The organism is Rathayibacter sp. PhB151, assembly GCF_004366415.1.
Lineage (GTDB): Bacteria > Actinomycetota > Actinomycetes > Actinomycetales > Microbacteriaceae > Rathayibacter > Rathayibacter festucae.
This window is the reverse complement of sequence record NZ_SOEN01000006.1, coordinates 618,262-632,948: the sequence shown is the minus strand read 5'-3', so window position 1 is coordinate 632,948 and position 14,687 is coordinate 618,262. Positions and strand designations below refer to the sequence as shown.

Genomic DNA, 14,687 nt, shown 5'->3' with positions numbered 1-14,687 from the left:
GGGCCGGTACTGTTCCGGACCCCTCTCCATGCGCCACCCTGGCGCGAGCGGCCCGCCGAGGCATATAGTCAGCTGGCTTACTAATGGAGCTCCGGACCGGTTCCGGGGCGGAGGAGGACGGCATCATGGCTCTCGCAGCAGCTCGGCGCCGCTGGATCGGACTGATCGTGATCAGCCTCGGCGTGGCGACGATCATCGTCGACTCGACGATCGTGAACGTGGCGATCCCGTCGATCGTCGCCGACCTCGGCATCACCTCGACCCAGGTGCAGTGGGTGCAGGAGTCGTACACGCTCGTCTTCGCGGCGCTCCTGCTCGCCTTCGGCACCCTCGCCGACCGCTGGGGCCGGCGCCGGATGCTCATCGTCGGCATCGCGCTGTTCGCGCTCTCGTCCGTCGCCGCCTCGCTCGCCGCCACCGGCGACCTGCTGATCCTGTCCCGGGTCGTGCAGGGCGTGGGCGGCGCGATGGTGCTGCCGTCGACGCTCTCGCTGATCAACGCGACCTTCCGCGGCAAGGAGCGCGCCATCGCGTTCGCCGTCTGGGGCTCGACCATCGGCGGGATGACCGCCGTCGGTCCGCTGCTCGGCGGCTGGCTCACCACCGACTTCTCCTGGCGCTGGGCCTTCGGGATCAACATCCCGCTCGGGATCGTCATCGTCGTCGGCGCGCTGCTCTTCGTCGACGAGTCGAAGCAGCCGGACGCGGGCCGCGTGGACCTGGTCGGCGCGCTGCTCTCGGTCGTCGCCTCCGCCGGCCTGGTCTTCGGGCTGATCGAGGGCCGGAGCCTGGGCTGGTGGCTGCCCTCGCCGGTGCCGGTCGCCTTCGTCGTCGCGGTCCTCGCCACGATCGCGTTCGTGCTCTGGGGCCGGGCCCGCGAGCGCGCCGGCCGCTCGGCGATGCTCTCGCTCCGGCTGTTCCGGCTGGCCTCGTTCCGCAACGGCAGCATCGCCGCGATGATCGTCTCGCTCGGCGAGTTCGGCATCATCCTCGCCCTGCCGATCTGGCTGCAGAACGTGCTCGGCTACACCGCGGTCCAGACCGGGCTGGTGCTGATCGCCCTCGCGCTCGGCTCGTTCGTCGCCTCCGGCTTCGCGGGCGCGTTCGGCAACCGCGTCTCCGCCGTGCTGGTCGTCCGGGTCGGGCTCGCGGCCGAGATCGTGGGCGTGGTCGGCATCGGCGCCGTCGTCTCCGACACGACACCGTGGTGGGCGCTCGTGCCCTTCCTCGCCGTCTACGGCTTCGGCGTCGGCCTCGCCACCGCGCAGCTGACCGGAGTGGTCCTCCGCGACGTGCCCGTCGAGCTCAGCGGCCAGGGCTCCGGCACCCAGTCGACCGCCCGGCAGATCGGCTCGGCCCTGGGCATCGCGGTGCTCGGCACGATCCTCTACACCTCGACCGCGGGCGTGCTCACCTCGTCGCTGGAGGAGCAGGGCCTGCCCGCCGCGCAGGTCAGCAGCACCGTGGACGCCGTCGTCGACTCCTCGGGAGCGGCCATCGCCGGACTCGCGGCCGACCCGGGCACGGCGGACGTCGCCCGCGCGGCCGGGGAGGCGCTGTCGGACGGCACGCGCTTCGCCGCCTTCGCCGCGGCGGGCTTCCTCGCCGTCGGCTTCGCGGCGACCCTCTCCCTCGGCGCGGCGCCGCGCGAGGAGAAGCGCGAGTCCGCCGAGCCGGTCGGCTCGGGTCCGATCAGCTCAGCGGAGCCGCGTCGTCGGCGGTGAAGACGATCTTGCCAATCGTCCGGTCGGTGCCCTGCGCCCGCCGCGAGAGCACGGCGATGACGTCCTCGAGCGGATGCACAGCGCCGGCTGTGGGGACGAGCTCGCCCGAGACGGCCAGCGAGACGGCCCGGCCGATGCGCTCGGCGCTCGCCGTGACGATCAGGTTGCTCACCTTCGGGCGGCCGCGCCGGACGAGGCTCGCCGCCTGGGCGCCGAGGTCCGGGCCGCTCGGCACGAGGGTGGCGTAGCGGCCGCCGTCGGCGAGGAGGAGCGCGGCGTCCCGCGCCGGCAGGTGCCCGGAGACGTCGAGCACCGCGTCGAAGCGCCCGCCGAGCACGCCGAGATCGAGCAGGCGGTAGTCGTGCGGCTCGGCGCCGAGCGCACGCAGGGTGTCGGCGGACGCGGCCGAGCCGGTCGCCGCGACGGTGCAGCCCGCGCGGAGCAGCAGCTGCACGACGAGGTTCCCGATCGCGCCGGAGCCGCCGCCCACCAGGATCTGCTCGCCGGCCCGCACCCGCAGGGCGTCGACCGTGCCGATCGCGGTGCCGCCGGACATCGCGAGTGTGATGCCCTGCACGTCGTCGAGGGTGTCGGGCAGCGGCACCAGCGAGCGGCCGCGGACGATCGCGGCGTCGGCGAAGGCGTCGCCGTCGCGGGTCATGCCGACGACGCGGTCGCCGATCGAGACGGAGTGGTCGCCGGGGCCGAGCGCCTCGACCGTGCCGGCGATGTCGAGTCCGAAGCCGTAGGGGCGCTTCCGGCCGACCGCCATGATCCGGGCGGCACCGGAGAGGATCTTCTCGTCGGTCGCGTTGATGCTCGCGGCGCGCGTGCGCACCAGCACCTCGCCGCGTCCGGGCATCGGCACCGGGGCCTCCCGCCAGGACAGCACGTCCGGCCCGCCGAACCGCTCGTAGCCGAGTCGTCGCAATTCCCGCTCCCGTCGTCGCGCCGCCGAGGCGGTCGTCCTCCGAGCCTAGGCGCTGGCCGCCCGGTGCTACCGTGGCGGCCATGAGCGCAGACGACAGCCCCGAGTTCGCCGGATTCACCAGCGGAGGCTCGGCGAACGTCGAGCACCCGGACGACGTGCAGCCGGCCGACGCCGACAACGAGGAGAGCACCACTCCCGAGGAGAGCGCCGACCCCGACCACCCCTACGACTCGATGGCCGAGAGCGGCACCGAGAACGCCCCGGAGGACGAGGTCGGCTCGCGCGAGGACGAGGAGGGGCTGCTCGCCCCCGGCAGCACGGCCGAGGGCGCGGGCACCTCGCTCGGGGCCGTCCCGGCCGAGGCGCGGCGCGAGGCCGAGCCGCTCGGCGCGCACGACGGCGAGGTCGGCTCGGGCCAGCTCGCCGACGAGCGCTGGCGGCAGAACGGCGTCGATCCGCTCGGCTGACGCCGTCCCGTGCGGGGCTTCGCGTCCAGGAACTACTCCGGTTGCTCGGAGGAGCCCCCCTGGCGGGCCCCGTACGGTTCCGGAGGACGCGGCAGGCCCGCCGCGTGGACGGAGAGTCTCATGTCGTTGCTGTTCAACCGCACCCGGGAGCTCCGCTGGACCCCGGACGAGCGGAAGGCCCTCGCGGAGGCCGTGGCCGAGGACCGCGCCCAGCTGTGGCGCAGCGTCGGCGACCTGGACCGCACGGTCGTCGTCTCGACCGAGGATCCGGGCGTCCGCGGAGGCGCCCGCTGGCCCACCGATCACCGCGCCTTCCTCCGCGTCGAGCGCGGCCCCTCCGTGGTGCTGGCCACCGACGGCCTCAGCGATCCCTTCGACCGCCTCGCCCGCCCCGGCACCGGCCTCGGACTCGAGCTGTGCCTCGAGACCTCCGCGCTGCGCGGCATCCCCGCGGCCGACCTCTGGAACCACTGGCAGTTCCGCGTCCTCTACGAGGCGGCTCGGCTCGCGGCGCTGCAGGGCGTCTGCTGCCGCACGGGCGTCGACACGGCCACCCTGCCGGGCGCGGCCGCACCGGCCGCCTGGGCGGACGAGCGCGGCTCGGTCGGCGCGCTGCTGGGCCTGCGCGGCGGCGGACTCCCCGAGCGCCTCGAGCTGGCGACGGGCGACGTCGAGCTGGTGAGCGTCACCCCGCTCTGGCCCGAGGAGTACGCCTGGGCCTCGGTCGACACCACCGCCCGCGAGGAGATCGCGTCCCGCCTGCGCGCCCTGCCCCACGACGAGCTCGTGCACACCGCCCGCCCCCGCGTGGTCTGAGCCGCGTGCGTCAGCGCGCCGTAGTCATGCTGGTCGAGTAGCCCCGGAGGGGCGTATCGAGACCCGCCGTCGTCAGCCGGGTGGGTCTGCAAGCTCGTCGTCCGGCGGTGGTGGATCTCGATACGCCCGCTGCGCGGGCTGCTCGATCAGCATGATGCGCGCGCAGGCGGCATCCCTGCCGAGGAGCAGTCACGCAGTGTCCCCCTGCATGCTGGTCGAGTAGCCCCGGAGGGGCGTATCGAGACCCGGCGTCCTCAGCAGGCTCGTCGTCCGGCGGGGGTGGATCTCGATACGCCCGCTGCGCGGGCTACTCGATCAGCATGAGCCCGCGTATCAGTGCATCGAGATCCGGAGTCAGGCGTACTCCGGGGGCTCCTCGGTGAGCACGAGCTCGCCGGTGGCGTTCGCGTGGGCGATCAGCTCGTCGATCCACGCGCGGTTGAGCGCCGGGCGCCGGCCGCCGTGGAAGCGGAAGTGCAGCGGCGTGGTCGGGTGGATCCAGACGGAGCTGCGGCCGTAGCCGCTCGACTCCGGCTCGGTCCAGGAGAGGCTGAACGACTCGTTCCGCCGCATCTTCGCGAACATCGCCACCTTGAGGTGGGCGAGCAGTCGATCGTCGAAGTCGATCTCGAGTGACTGCGGCCCGTAGATCAGTCGTCCCATGCTCGTGAATATACCGCCGCGGCGCGCTCCGGACGGGTCGGACCGGGAACGGCGAACGCCCCGCCCAGCGGATCCGAGGATCGCGGTGGACGGGGCGTTCAGAGGTCGTTGCGACCCGGAGGCCGTGTGACGCTGAGGTCGGTGATTACTCGCCGACGCCGCGGATGTTCGCGGCCTGCGGGCCCTTGCGGCCCTGCTCGACGTCGTACTCGACGTGCTGGTTCTCGACGAGCTCGCGGTAGCCCTCCTTGGCGATGGCGGAGAAGTGCGCGAACACGTCGGCGCCTCCGTCGTCGGGAGCGATGAAGCCGAAGCCCTTTTCGGAGTTGAACCACTTAACGGTGCCAGTAGGCATTTCTTTTCCTTACGTGATGGTGACGCCCGCGTGAGCGGCCGTCGTTAGATTTCGCACAGCTGTGCGGTACCCGGTCCGCTCGTCCGCCGCGGGTGAAACACGCGTCGGCCGGTCGATCCGGGTCGTCTGGGGGCGGAGAGCGCGGCTCCTCGTGGGGAGTGCGACTGCGCGGGGGAGAACGTCCCGCTCACCGACGGAGTCGGAGAAGCGGGGGTCGAACGAGGAACGGCGCGGCTTCCGCGGCGTCCTGTGAAGGGCGGTACCCGCGGATGAGGCGGGCGTTCGAACCGACGGATCGAGGGCGATGCACTCGATCGTTGCGGTCTCTATCAGGGGCTGAGTCTCTTCGTCGTCGTGCGACTTCTCAGCCGTGGAATTCGGGCGATCGCCCAGGAGATGTCCCCACTCTACGGGAGAGGAGCGCCCGAGCGCGACCGTCGGGTCCAGACCCGCTGCTCGCGCGGCCCGCGCCTGTGCCACGATGCAACTCCGGGTGCGGCTCGCGCACCCCTCACGACGAGGTGTCGATGCTGCTCACGAGTGCCGGGACCGCGGGTGCCGAGGTCTCCGCCGCGGACGCGCTCGAGCTCCGGCGCGAGCAGAGCGAGGTCGGCATCGCCTGTGCGCGGCGGGCCGGGGGAGTCTTCGCAGGCACGTCCGCCCTGCACCTGGTGATGCTCGTGCCGACCGAGCTGCCCGCCGTGCTGCCGAGCGCCCTCCTACTCGTGATCAGCGCCGCGATCCAGCTCTCCTCGCGCCGCGCCGGTCCGAGCGGCGCGAGGGCCGTGATCGCCGGCCTCGTGCTCGGCGTCGTCGCGCTCGCGGCGTTCCTCGGCCCGGGCGTCCCGGACGGCGACCGCACCGTGCTCAGCTGCGTGACCATGATCGCCTCGATGGCCCTGCCGGCTCCGCTGCTCGCGATCGGCTCGTCGGCGCGGCTCCTCGGGGCGGCGGTGCTCGGCGGCGTTCCCGCGCTGGCGCTCGGAATGTCGGCCACGTGGGGGTCGGGGAGGGCGCTCTTCGTCGGGCTCTCGGTCGTGGTCTGCTGGGTCATCGCGGTCCTCGGCGCCCGCTGGCTCGCCTCGAGCGTCGAGCGCGCCCACGCCGGCACCGCGCGCCTGCGCACGGCCCACGCCGCCGAGCGCCGCTCGAGCGAGAGCGAGGCGCAGCGCCGTCGCGAGGCACGCCTGATGCACGACACCATCCTCGCCACGCTCACCCTCGTCGCCCACCGCGGCGAGGGCGTCCCCGCCGCAACGCTGCGCTCCCAGGCGGCGGCGGACCTCGCGCTGCTGCGCCGGCTCGACCGGGTCGACCTCGACCCGGCGCCGCGCGACTGCGCCGAGGCGAGCCGGGCGTCCGGTGCCGACGCGAGCACCGCTGCCTCGGTGCTGGCCGAGGTCGGCCGCCGGGCGGAGGCGCTGGGGGTGGAGGTGCGCTGGCACGCCGGCACGGCCGCCCCCGGCGCGACGCCCCTCGGCGGCGCGTCGCTCGAGGCGCTCGCGGGCGCTGCGGGGGAGTGCCTCGAGAACGTGCGGCGCCACTCCGGAGCAACGACGGCCCACGTCACGCTCGACGAGGGGCTGGACTCGGTCCGCGTGACCGTCTCGGACGCGGGGCGCGGCTTCGACCCCGCGGCCGTCCCCGGCGCGCGGCTCGGGCTCGCGCAGTCGGTCGTCGGGCGGATCGAGGCCGTCGGCGGCACGGTCCGGATCTTCTCCGCGGTCGGCGCGGGCACCACCGTCCTGCTGAGCGTGCCGCGATGACCGCCCCGGCCGAGGCCGGCGACCGCTCCGCCGGATCCGACCGCGCCGACCGCGCCGGAGAGGGCACGCTCGTCGAGCTGGTCCGCGCGGCCGGCGAGGGTCCTCGGACGCTCGACTCCGTCCGCCAGCGGATCACCCGCACCCACCGCCTGACCGCGAGCTACTTCAGTGTCGGCTTCCTCGCGATCACCGTGGCGCTGGTCGTCCGCGGGCTCGCCTCCTTCCTCTGGGCGCTGAACGACCGGTCGGCCACCTGGCTCTCCGGCGTCTCCTGGGTGCTGGTGCTCGGGGCGCTCGCCGTGGGGATCGCCGTCGTGGCGACGCGGCGCGGCGAGCTGCCCCGCTCCGTGTTCGCGGGGGTGCTCGCCGTCGATGCCGTTGCGCTCGTGCTGGAGTTCGCCGACTACGCGCTCCCGGCGCCGGCGCCGCTCTACTACCCGACGGTCTGCATCGGGGTCGGCGCGACGGTGATCGCGCTGCTCGGCGTGCAGCCGCCGTCGCGGAGCACCGGGGCGATCGTCCTGCTCGTCGCGCTCAGCCTGCTGGGACTGCTGGGGCACGCGGTGCTCACCGGCGAGGGGTCGAGCATCGCGGTCGGGAACGTGCTGCTGGCGACGGCCCCCGTGGGCGTCTCCGCGTCCCTGCTCACCGCGCTCGACCGTCACGTGCACCGCGGGCTCGACCGCACCCTGGCCGACAGCGTGGTCGACGGTCCGGGGACCGGGCCGGGCAGTCTCGCCGCCGCGGAGCTCGCCCGGGTCGACGCGGAGATCGCGGAGCTGCTCGAGGAGGTCGTCGCCCGGGGCGCCGTCCCCGACGCCGATCTCGGCGAGCGGGCCCGCGTGCTCGGCGACCGGCTGCGCGAGGTGCTGGCGCGCAGCCACGACCGCACCTGGCTCCTGATCGCGGTGGAGGAGTCCGCGCTGCTGTCCGGGGCGGTCGTCGTTCGCGACCCGCGCGGCGTGGCCGCCGGCCTCGCTCCGCCCGACCGCTCGCGCCTGCTCTCGGTCCTCTGGCTGCTGACGACGCAGGCGGGTGCCGGCCGCCCGCCGATCGAGCTGCTGCTCGCGCAGCGCGAGGACGCGGCGGCTCCGGTGCGGATCGTCCTCCGCGCGCCCGGCCTGCGCCCGCGCGACGTCGACCCCGCCGTCTGGGGAATCCTGGGCGAGATCGGGGCGCACCGCGCCGCTCCTGCGGGCGCGGGCACGACGATCGAGCTGGACCACCGCCCGCCGGGGAGGCCGGCGTGAGCGCGGACGCCGGGACGGCGACCGGCGAGCAGCCCGGGATCGCCCTCGCGATCCTCGACGACCATCCGATCCTGCTCAGCGCGCTCACCGAGTGGATCAACCGCTCCGGCGCCGAGATCCGCGTCGTCGCGACGGCCTCGAGCTGGACCGGTCTGCTGGCGCATCCGCGCTTCCCCACCGACGTCGTGCTGCTGGACATCGACCTCGGCGACGACCTCGACCTGGCGATGAAGATCCGCACGATCACCGCCGCCGGCGCGGCCCCGGTCATCATCAGCACCCACTCCCAGGCGGAGACCGTCGCGGGGGCGCTGGAGGCCGGAGCGCGCGGCTACCTGGTCAAGAGCGAGCGGACGGAGGTGATCCTCGAGGCGATCCGCACCGCGGCGCGCGGGGAGTGCTTCCTCACCCCGCAGACCCGGGCGCTGCTCGGCGGCGGTGGAACGGGCCCGCTGACGGCCCGAGAGCGCCGGATCGTCGGGCTCTTCGTCGAGGGGCTCTCGCTCAAGCAGGTCGCGACCGAGCTCGGGATCACCCAGGACGCGGCGCGCAGCTCGCTGCGGAACGCCCGGGCGAAGTACCGCGCCGAGGGCGTGGGCGTGAGCACCAAGATCGCCCTCCGTCGCCAGGCGCTGCGCGACGGGATCATCGGGCGCACGCCCTAGCGGCGCGGCCGGCGATCGCGTCGGCGTCAACGCCGCGGTCGGCGACCGGCTCGGGTCAGACGGACTCGTCGCGCTTCTGCCGGGCCGGCTCGGCGGGGCGGTCGGGGCCGTTCCAGACCGAGACGATGCCCCAGGCGACTGCGGCGATCGGCACGGCGAGCACAGCGCCGACGATGCCGGCGAGCACGGTGCCGATGGTCAGGGCGATCAGCACGATCAGCGGGTGCAGCTTCAGCGAGCGGGCCATCACGACCGGCTGGAGGAAGTTTCCCTCGAGCTGGTTGACGGCGATGACGACGATGATCACGATCAGCGCGGCCAGCGGGCCGTTCGCGACGAGGGCGACGAGTGCAGCGAGGATGCCGGCGGCGGTCGCTCCGACGATCGGGATGAAGGCGGTGAGGAAGACGATCACGGCGAGCGGGAGGGCGAGCGGCACCTGCAGGATCGCGAGGGCGACGCCGATGCCGATCGCGTCGACCGCGGCGACGGTCGCCGTTCCGCGGATGTAGCCGCCGAGGACGTCGACGGTCTTGCCGCCGACGCGCTTGGCGCGGTCGTAGCTCGAGCCGGTGAAGGGGCGGAGCAGGAACTCCCAGATCTTCGGGCCGTCCTTCATGAAGAAGAAGAGGACGACGATCATCAGCACCAGGCCGGTGACGAAGTTCGCCGCGGCGGCCGCGCCGGCGAGGGCGCCGGAGCCGAAGGAGCTCGAGGTGAGGAAGTCGACGACGCTCTGGCGGGCGTCCTCGATCTGCTGCTCGTCGATCTGGAACGGCAGGTGCTGCACGTAGTCCTGCAGCGAGGCGATGCCGTCGGACGCGCTGCTGACCAGCTCGTCCCACTGGTTGCGGACCGCGACGGTGATCAGCCAGCCGATGGCGCCGAGGATCGCGAGCAGTCCGATCAGGGCGATCCAGGTGGCGAGGATCGACGGCACGCCCTTGCGGCGCATCCAGGCCAGGACGGGGTGGATCGCGGACGCGAGGATGATCGCGATCAGCACGGGGATCAGCACCAGCGTCAGCTGGGTCATCGCGAGGACGAGGACCGCCGCGAGCGCCAGGACGACGAGCACCTGGAGGCAGCGCAGCGCGAAGCGCCCGAGTCCGTCGGTCCACACCGTCGGCCGCCGCTCGGCGGGGGGAGTGGCCGGCGAGGCGGCCGGGGAGGCGGCCGGGAGGACGGTGCGGTCGAAGAAGCCCATGGGGGGAACCGTAGTGGAGGGACGGGGCGCGGTTCTCCCGCTTGACGACCGCGCGGTCGCCCCGGTGACGGAGGTTGCCGGGCGGCGGCCGGATCGAGCGTGGAGTGCGGAATCGGTTGCGTCCGGCCGCCTCCACTGAGCAGAATCGCCTGTTCTGCGGCGAAAAAGCGCGCAGAGGTGCGGAATCCATTGCTTCGACGACGGAATGCGCACTAGGGTCGCCGTGTCCATGCAAGCGCATGGGGTGCGGGACCCGAACCCGCGCCGCAGTCGCTCGCCGGTGCCCGCCGCCTGCCGATCAGGCGGCGGGTCCGCGCTCGTCCGGAACGGCCGCGCTAGGCGGCGGGGACCCGGACGGTCAGTCCGCCCGGCTCGATCCAGGTGCGGAACGCCGACGTCGTGCCGAACGGGTCGCCGTCCAGCTCGATCTCCTGCGGCTTCTCCAGGCGCACCACGAGCTCGTGGCCCTTCACGTAGCGCAGCGCCGAGACCTCCTTCGTGAGGCCCATCAGCTTCTTCCCGACCACGCCGCTGCGGCGCAGCACGCCGTTCTCCCAGACCACCTTGAAGATGATCTGGACCCAGCCGAAGAAGCCCTCCGGGCGCAGCAGCACGATGTCGAACTCGCCGTCGTCGACCGCGGCGTCCGGCAGCAGCAGGATGTTCGCCGGCAGGGCGCCGCAGTTGCCCACGATGATCGTGTGCGCGCGCACTTTGCGCGTCTTCGCGCCGTTCAGGGAGTAGCGGAACTCGAGCTGGTTCTTGTCCAGCAGGGCCTTCCGCAGCGCGTCGACGTAGGCGAGCCAGCCGGCCCGCTTCTTCAGGTCGTCGTCGGTGTTCGCGAGCATCTTCGCGTCGATCCCGAGACCGGCCATCACGACGTAGGAGCGCCGGTCGCGGCCCTTCGACGTCTCGATGTCGATCACGCCGATGTCGATGGCGCGGTCCTCACCCGAGAAGGCGACGGTCAGCGCGTTGTCGACGTCGTCGAGCGTGAGGTTCAGATTGCGGGCGAGCAGGTTGCCGGTGCCGGAGGGCAGCAGCGCGAGCGACGCGTCCGAGTCCTGCAGCGCCTCGGCCACCACGCGCACGGTGCCGTCGCCGCCGGCCGCGATCACCATGTCGACGCCCTGCTCGAGCGCCTCCCTGGTCTGGCCGGCTCCCGGGTCCTCGACGGAGGTCTCGAACCAGAGGGTCTCGTCCCAGCCGGCGGCCTCCTGGGCGCGCGCGACGGCGGCCTTCACGGCCTCGAGGTCGACCTTGACGGGGTTGTAGACGATCGCGGCGCGGCGGAGCTCAGACATCGGCGCCGTCCTCGTCCTCGTCGAGCTCGTTCCCGTCGGCGTCGACCCGGCCCGGGCGGACGGCGGCGTCGTCGCGGATGTCGATGCGGGTGTCGCCCGCGGGGGTGGTCGTCACGTCGATGCGCGGGGCCGCGTCGGCCTCCGTCGCCTTCGGTGCGCTGGTCAGCTGGTCTCGGCGATCATCCGCCTTCTGGTCGCTCATGCCTGGACGGTAGCAGCGCGATCGCGAGCGCCGCTCGGGGTTGCATCGGCCTCGGCGGCCGCTCTCAGCGCGGGGTCGAGCGGGCCGCCTGCAGCCCCCAGAGCACCAGCGGGATCTGCAGCGGCAGGCGCAGCAGCGTGATCGCCCGGGTCCGCGGGCGGCGGGCGTCGAGGGCCATCTGCACGTTGGCGGGGAAGACCCCGGCCATCAGGGCGGCGGAGGCGAGACCGCCGACGGCGCGGGTCGGCGGCCAGAGCGTCGTCGCGGCGCAGGCGAGCTCAGCGACGCCCGAGACGAGAACCCAGCCTCGGGCGGAGCCGGGCATCGCCCGCGGGACGGCGCTCTCGAAGACGGCGGGGCGCGCGAGGTGGATCGCGCCGGAGACCGCCATCGCGCCGACGAGCGCGAGCGGACCGGCGCCGAGGCGGGCCGCCCCGGCGCGGGCGGAGGCGCGTCGTCCGAGCGCGCGGCGGCTCATCGTCCCTGCGCCCCGCGCTCGAGCGGAGCGACGTGGTCGAGGATCCGGCGCCACTCGCGCACCAGCGCCAGCCGCCCGGTGCCGTCGACGGTCGCGGAGCGCGCGTCGGCGAGCCGGGAGCGGAACCAGCGCGCGTCCTCCGAGCCGGCGACCGGGTCCGCGTCGCCGTTCACGATCAGGACCTCGGCCGTGACCCGATCGAGCTCCTCCGCCCAGGAGCCGTCGCGGAGCGCGACGAGGTCGGTCGCGGCGCCGCCGGGGCCCTGGCGCCAGCCCTCGCCGAGCATCCGCTCGAGCCGGTTGCGCAGCCCGCCGTGGCTCTCGAGGACCGGATCGCCGGGGTCGACGCCGAGCGAGTCGAGGCCGGGCACGTCGGCGGGGAGCGTCGCGGCGATCCCCGCGGCGTCCTCGCCGGGCAGAGTCTGCCGCCGCTCCCACGCCGTCGTCGGGTGCACGAGCGCGCCGGCCTGCGGGGGAGCGGGGGTGCCGACGATCGCGATGCGGTCGACGAGGTCCGGGTGCCGCGCGGCGAGCGAGAGCGCGAAGGCGCCTCCGGAGCCCCAGCCGACCACGCCGACGCTGCCGAAGCGGGCGCCGTCGACATCGCGGGCGGTGCGCTCGGAGCGGCGGAGGTACTCCGCGAGGTCGTCGGCGCGGTCCTGGACGCGGCCGTGCTGCGCGTCGACGGGGTCGGAGGCGCCGTAGCCGGGGCGGTCGAGGATCAGCAGGTGCAGGCCCCACGGTCCGGTGACCAGCGGGTCGGGGTCGAAGCCGCCCGCGCCGGGAGTGGGGTGGCAGAACACGACCAGCCGGTCCGCGATCGGGTCGCCGGCGGCCGAGACGCCCATTCCGCGTCCGGACCGCAGCTCGAATCGGTGGTTCGCCATGTCTCCTCCAGAGTGCCGCCGTCGGTCGGCGGAGCGACCCCAGTCAACCGGAGGCGCGGGGTGCGCCGCTGGGGATTGTGCGGGAGCGTGGGCATCGTGGCCTCCCCGGGCCGCCCGCCGCCACCCCCTGGCGCGGTCCGTGCGGCGCGGAGGAGAGTGGGCGTTCCGGCAGAGCGCCGGGTGAAGGGAGAGCGGCGATGAGCAGCGACAGCAGCAACGGCACGGAGGACGAGAAGACCGAGAAGACCGAGGACCTCCCCGACGGCACCGGCACCGACACCTCCGGCGGCGGCGGCGACACGGACACCGTCTCGGGCGGCGAGCCGGACGACGAGTAGTCGCCGCGGCGTCGCTCGGCGACGAGAAGAGGGGCGCCACCGGTGATGCCGGTGACGCCCCTCTCGTCGTTCTCCGAGGTCAGACGACGGGGCCGTTGCCCTCGCTGGTGCGGCGGGTGACCTGCTCGCCGCTGGCGGGGTCGACCGCCGAGCGGGTGGTCGAGACAGCCTGGCGGCGGCGGGTCATCAGGACGAGGCCGAGGATGAGGCCCACGGCTCCGGCGGCCATCAGGATGTAGCCGACCAGCTTGAGGTCGACTCCGGCCACCTGGACGTCCACGGCGAACGCGAGGACCGCGCCGACGACGAGGAGGAAGATCCCTGCTCCGATGCTCATACGTGCTCCTTCTGCGTGCGCCGGCGTGCGCGGGAGGCGCGATGGGCACCGGCGGACGACGCCCCACCGTAGTGCCGCGGCGCCCCGCGGCCGAAGCCCTATCCCCCACCGCCGGCCGGGGTGTAGGCGGGACATCCATGTTGATCGAGTAGCCCGCGGAGCGGGCGTATCGAGATCCACCACCGTCAGCACCAGAGTCTGCAGACCCGCCCTGCTGAGGACGTAGGTCTCGATACGCCCCTTCGGGGCTACTCGACCAGCATGAATACGCCCCTGCGGGGCTGCTCGATCCGCACGGATGCGTCCCTGCGGGGCTGCTCGACCAGCATGGAGGGGCCGCTCCCGCGTCCCCACGGCATTTCGCCAACAGCTTGTTGGCGAAATGCCGGCGATCACTTCGATCCTGCGTCGGCACCACCCGGAAGGGGTGCGACGGCCTGCCGGAGGACGGCTGCGAGGTCCTCGTTGCTGCCGGTGTCCTGGCTGTGGAACCTCGCCTCCACGAAGGCGTCGCGCAGTGGCGCTCCGGGCGCGAAGAGTGCTGCATCGATCTGGTAGCCCGCCTGTTCGGCGAGCTGTGAGAAGAACACGAACTGTGTGCGGGTGTTGCCCTCCCTCGCGAAGTGGATCACGTTCAGCTCGCCCCAGCTCTCGGCGAGCTCATCGATGAACTCCTCCAGTCCGAGACCACGGAGATGATCCTTGCGAGCGAGCTTCGCGTACTCGGCATCCGCCGCTTCGGAGAGGGCCGGGCCGGCAGGGTAGTAGGCGTGCCCGTCCTTCGTCATGCGCGCGCCGACCGGAGCGACCCGCTCCTGGCCCGCCCACGCGTACACGTCGTGGAAGATCGCACGATGGATCGCCTTCATGTGCGCGTAGTCGAACCGACCCTTGACGGGGTTCTCGTGCAGTTCTCGAATGCGGACAGCAGTGATCGCCTCCTCCATCGCACGCAGCTTCACCGGATCCGTCTCGCCGTAGGGCTTGCCCGGTCCTGTGAACTTGTTGCGCAGAACAGTCGTACCCGGAATGAAGTAGTCATCCCAGGTACGGAAGGTGGAACCGAGGGACATCAGCCCTGAATGTGTCGCCGAATCGCAGCGACGGCCTCGTCCCCTGTCAGCTCATGGCGCGCGGCACGCTCGATGATCGCGAGTAGTGCGGGATCCGTGACCTCGTGTCCTGCCAGCGAAAGAGCAGCTTCGGCGAACATCAGGTGCTGATCGACCTCAGCGTGATCGGGCGTGATCGCCCCGAGTGCGTGCGCCATGCCAACCTCCCTCGTGAACTCCTCTAC

18 protein-coding genes are annotated in these 14,687 nt (G+C 73.3%); 7 read left to right on the top strand and 11 right to left on the bottom strand.

What is annotated here, in order from left to right:
• The first annotated feature begins 125 nt into the window (after positions 1–125).
• Positions 126–1,724 (top strand): DHA2 family efflux MFS transporter permease subunit, encoded by a 1,599-nt coding sequence (locus EDF35_RS03675; RefSeq protein WP_133960760.1) that lies wholly within the window; start codon positions 126–128, stop codon positions 1,722–1,724.
• Here EDF35_RS03675 and EDF35_RS03670 read toward each other — a convergent pair.
• A complete protein-coding gene (locus EDF35_RS03670) occupies positions 1,693–2,655 on the bottom strand; it encodes an NADP-dependent oxidoreductase (RefSeq protein ID WP_133960759.1) in 963 nt (320 codons plus the stop codon). The genes EDF35_RS03675 and EDF35_RS03670 overlap by 32 nt on opposite strands.
• A gap of 80 nt (positions 2,656–2,735) precedes the next feature.
• Between EDF35_RS03670 and EDF35_RS03665 the strand changes: the two genes are divergently transcribed.
• Positions 2,736–3,122: a hypothetical protein gene (locus EDF35_RS03665; RefSeq protein WP_123734395.1), complete on the top strand. Its 387-nt coding sequence runs from the start codon at positions 2,736–2,738 to the stop codon at positions 3,120–3,122.
• Between the two features lie 120 nt (positions 3,123–3,242).
• Entirely contained in the window at positions 3,243–3,938 is a 696-nt protein-coding gene (locus EDF35_RS03660) for a suppressor of fused domain protein (RefSeq protein WP_133960758.1), read from the top strand.
• Between the two features lie 354 nt (positions 3,939–4,292).
• Here the strand turns inward: EDF35_RS03660 and EDF35_RS03655 are convergent, their stop codons facing one another.
• A complete protein-coding gene (locus EDF35_RS03655) occupies positions 4,293–4,601 on the bottom strand; it encodes a hypothetical protein (protein WP_133960757.1) in 309 nt (102 codons plus the stop codon).
• 145 nt (positions 4,602–4,746) lie between these two features.
• Complete coding sequence (locus EDF35_RS03650) at positions 4,747–4,956, bottom strand: cold-shock protein (RefSeq protein WP_123444803.1); 210 nt, start codon at positions 4,954–4,956, stop codon at positions 4,747–4,749.
• A 527-nt stretch (positions 4,957–5,483) separates the two neighbouring features.
• On the opposite strand from EDF35_RS03650, the gene EDF35_RS03645 reads away from it, so the two are divergent.
• Genes EDF35_RS03645 through EDF35_RS03635 form a run of 3 tightly spaced genes read left to right on the top strand, consistent with a single transcriptional unit; the run spans position 5,484 to position 8,637 of the window.
• Positions 5,484–6,722: an ATP-binding protein gene (locus tag EDF35_RS03645; protein ID WP_133960756.1), complete on the top strand. Its 1,239-nt coding sequence runs from the start codon at positions 5,484–5,486 to the stop codon at positions 6,720–6,722.
• Complete coding sequence (locus EDF35_RS03640; RefSeq protein WP_133960755.1) at positions 6,719–7,972, top strand: hypothetical protein; 1,254 nt, start codon at positions 6,719–6,721, stop codon at positions 7,970–7,972. Before EDF35_RS03645 ends, EDF35_RS03640 begins: the two co-directional genes overlap by 4 nt.
• Complete coding sequence (locus tag EDF35_RS03635) at positions 7,969–8,637, top strand: response regulator transcription factor (RefSeq protein WP_133960754.1); 669 nt, start codon at positions 7,969–7,971, stop codon at positions 8,635–8,637. The genes EDF35_RS03640 and EDF35_RS03635 overlap by 4 nt, the downstream gene beginning before the upstream one ends.
• A 55-nt stretch (positions 8,638–8,692) precedes the next feature.
• Here EDF35_RS03635 and EDF35_RS03630 read toward each other — a convergent pair whose 3' ends face one another.
• The 5 genes from EDF35_RS03630 to EDF35_RS03610 form a co-directional block, all read right to left on the bottom strand.
• Positions 8,693–9,844: an AI-2E family transporter gene (locus EDF35_RS03630; RefSeq protein WP_133960753.1), complete on the bottom strand. Its 1,152-nt coding sequence runs from the start codon at positions 9,842–9,844 to the stop codon at positions 8,693–8,695.
• Positions 9,845–10,179: 335 nt separating this feature from the next.
• A complete protein-coding gene (locus tag EDF35_RS03625; RefSeq protein WP_133960752.1) occupies positions 10,180–11,148 on the bottom strand; it encodes a diacylglycerol kinase family protein in 969 nt (322 codons plus the stop codon).
• The gene (locus tag EDF35_RS03620; RefSeq protein ID WP_123444809.1) at positions 11,141–11,350 is read right to left on the bottom strand and encodes a multidrug transporter; all 210 of its coding nucleotides are present in this window, start codon (positions 11,348–11,350) and stop codon (positions 11,141–11,143) included. Before EDF35_RS03620 ends, EDF35_RS03625 begins: the two co-directional genes overlap by 8 nt.
• Positions 11,351–11,414: 64 nt before the next feature.
• Positions 11,415–11,828 carry a hypothetical protein gene (locus tag EDF35_RS03615; RefSeq protein ID WP_208323004.1) on the bottom strand — a complete coding sequence of 138 codons (414 nt, stop codon included), beginning with the start codon at positions 11,826–11,828 and terminating at the stop codon, positions 11,415–11,417.
• Positions 11,825–12,715: an alpha/beta hydrolase gene (locus tag EDF35_RS03610; protein WP_123734400.1), complete on the bottom strand. Its 891-nt coding sequence runs from the start codon at positions 12,713–12,715 to the stop codon at positions 11,825–11,827. Before EDF35_RS03610 ends, EDF35_RS03615 begins: the two co-directional genes overlap by 4 nt.
• Before the next feature lie 197 nt (positions 12,716–12,912).
• Here EDF35_RS03610 and EDF35_RS20620 point away from each other — a divergent pair, with 197 nt between their 5' ends.
• Complete coding sequence (locus EDF35_RS20620) at positions 12,913–13,053, top strand: hypothetical protein (RefSeq protein ID WP_166673991.1); 141 nt, start codon at positions 12,913–12,915, stop codon at positions 13,051–13,053.
• 79 nt (positions 13,054–13,132) lie between these two features.
• On the opposite strand, the gene EDF35_RS03605 is transcribed toward EDF35_RS20620, so the two are convergent.
• From EDF35_RS03605 to EDF35_RS03595, 3 genes are all read right to left on the bottom strand, one after another.
• On the bottom strand, positions 13,133–13,390 hold the full coding sequence (locus EDF35_RS03605; RefSeq protein WP_133960751.1) for a DUF6458 family protein: 258 nt from the start codon (positions 13,388–13,390) through the stop codon (positions 13,133–13,135).
• 392 nt (positions 13,391–13,782) lie between these two features.
• On the bottom strand, positions 13,783–14,463 hold the full coding sequence (locus tag EDF35_RS03600; protein WP_123701656.1) for a Fic family protein: 681 nt from the start codon (positions 14,461–14,463) through the stop codon (positions 13,783–13,785).
• Positions 14,463–14,660 (bottom strand): antitoxin VbhA family protein, encoded by a 198-nt coding sequence (locus tag EDF35_RS03595; protein ID WP_123701658.1) that lies wholly within the window; start codon positions 14,658–14,660, stop codon positions 14,463–14,465. The genes EDF35_RS03600 and EDF35_RS03595 overlap by 1 nt, the downstream gene beginning before the upstream one ends.
• Positions 14,661–14,687 lie beyond the last annotated feature (27 nt).

Coding starts and splice junctions, on each gene's coding strand:
- EDF35_RS03595 (WP_123701658.1), bottom strand. CDS start 14,660: ATGGCGCACGCACTCGGGGCGATCACGCCCGATCACGCTGAGGTCGAT.
- EDF35_RS03630 (WP_133960753.1), bottom strand. CDS start 9,844: ATGGGCTTCTTCGACCGCACCGTCCTCCCGGCCGCCTCCCCGGCCGCC.
- EDF35_RS03615 (WP_208323004.1), bottom strand. CDS start 11,828: ATGAGCCGCCGCGCGCTCGGACGACGCGCCTCCGCCCGCGCCGGGGCG.
- EDF35_RS03650 (WP_123444803.1), bottom strand. CDS start 4,956: ATGCCTACTGGCACCGTTAAGTGGTTCAACTCCGAAAAGGGCTTCGGC.
- EDF35_RS03605 (WP_133960751.1), bottom strand. CDS start 13,390: ATGAGCATCGGAGCAGGGATCTTCCTCCTCGTCGTCGGCGCGGTCCTC.
- EDF35_RS03660 (WP_133960758.1), top strand. CDS start 3,243: ATGTCGTTGCTGTTCAACCGCACCCGGGAGCTCCGCTGGACCCCGGAC.
- EDF35_RS03625 (WP_133960752.1), bottom strand. CDS start 11,148: ATGTCTGAGCTCCGCCGCGCCGCGATCGTCTACAACCCCGTCAAGGTC.
- EDF35_RS03675 (WP_133960760.1), top strand. CDS start 126: ATGGCTCTCGCAGCAGCTCGGCGCCGCTGGATCGGACTGATCGTGATC.
- EDF35_RS03620 (WP_123444809.1), bottom strand. CDS start 11,350: ATGAGCGACCAGAAGGCGGATGATCGCCGAGACCAGCTGACCAGCGCA.
- EDF35_RS20620 (WP_166673991.1), top strand. CDS start 12,913: ATGAGCAGCGACAGCAGCAACGGCACGGAGGACGAGAAGACCGAGAAG.
- EDF35_RS03645 (WP_133960756.1), top strand. CDS start 5,484: ATGCTGCTCACGAGTGCCGGGACCGCGGGTGCCGAGGTCTCCGCCGCG.
- EDF35_RS03610 (WP_123734400.1), bottom strand. CDS start 12,715: ATGGCGAACCACCGATTCGAGCTGCGGTCCGGACGCGGAATGGGCGTC.
- EDF35_RS03665 (WP_123734395.1), top strand. CDS start 2,736: ATGAGCGCAGACGACAGCCCCGAGTTCGCCGGATTCACCAGCGGAGGC.
- EDF35_RS03600 (WP_123701656.1), bottom strand. CDS start 14,463: ATGTCCCTCGGTTCCACCTTCCGTACCTGGGATGACTACTTCATTCCG.
- EDF35_RS03655 (WP_133960757.1), bottom strand. CDS start 4,601: ATGGGACGACTGATCTACGGGCCGCAGTCACTCGAGATCGACTTCGAC.
- EDF35_RS03640 (WP_133960755.1), top strand. CDS start 6,719: ATGACCGCCCCGGCCGAGGCCGGCGACCGCTCCGCCGGATCCGACCGC.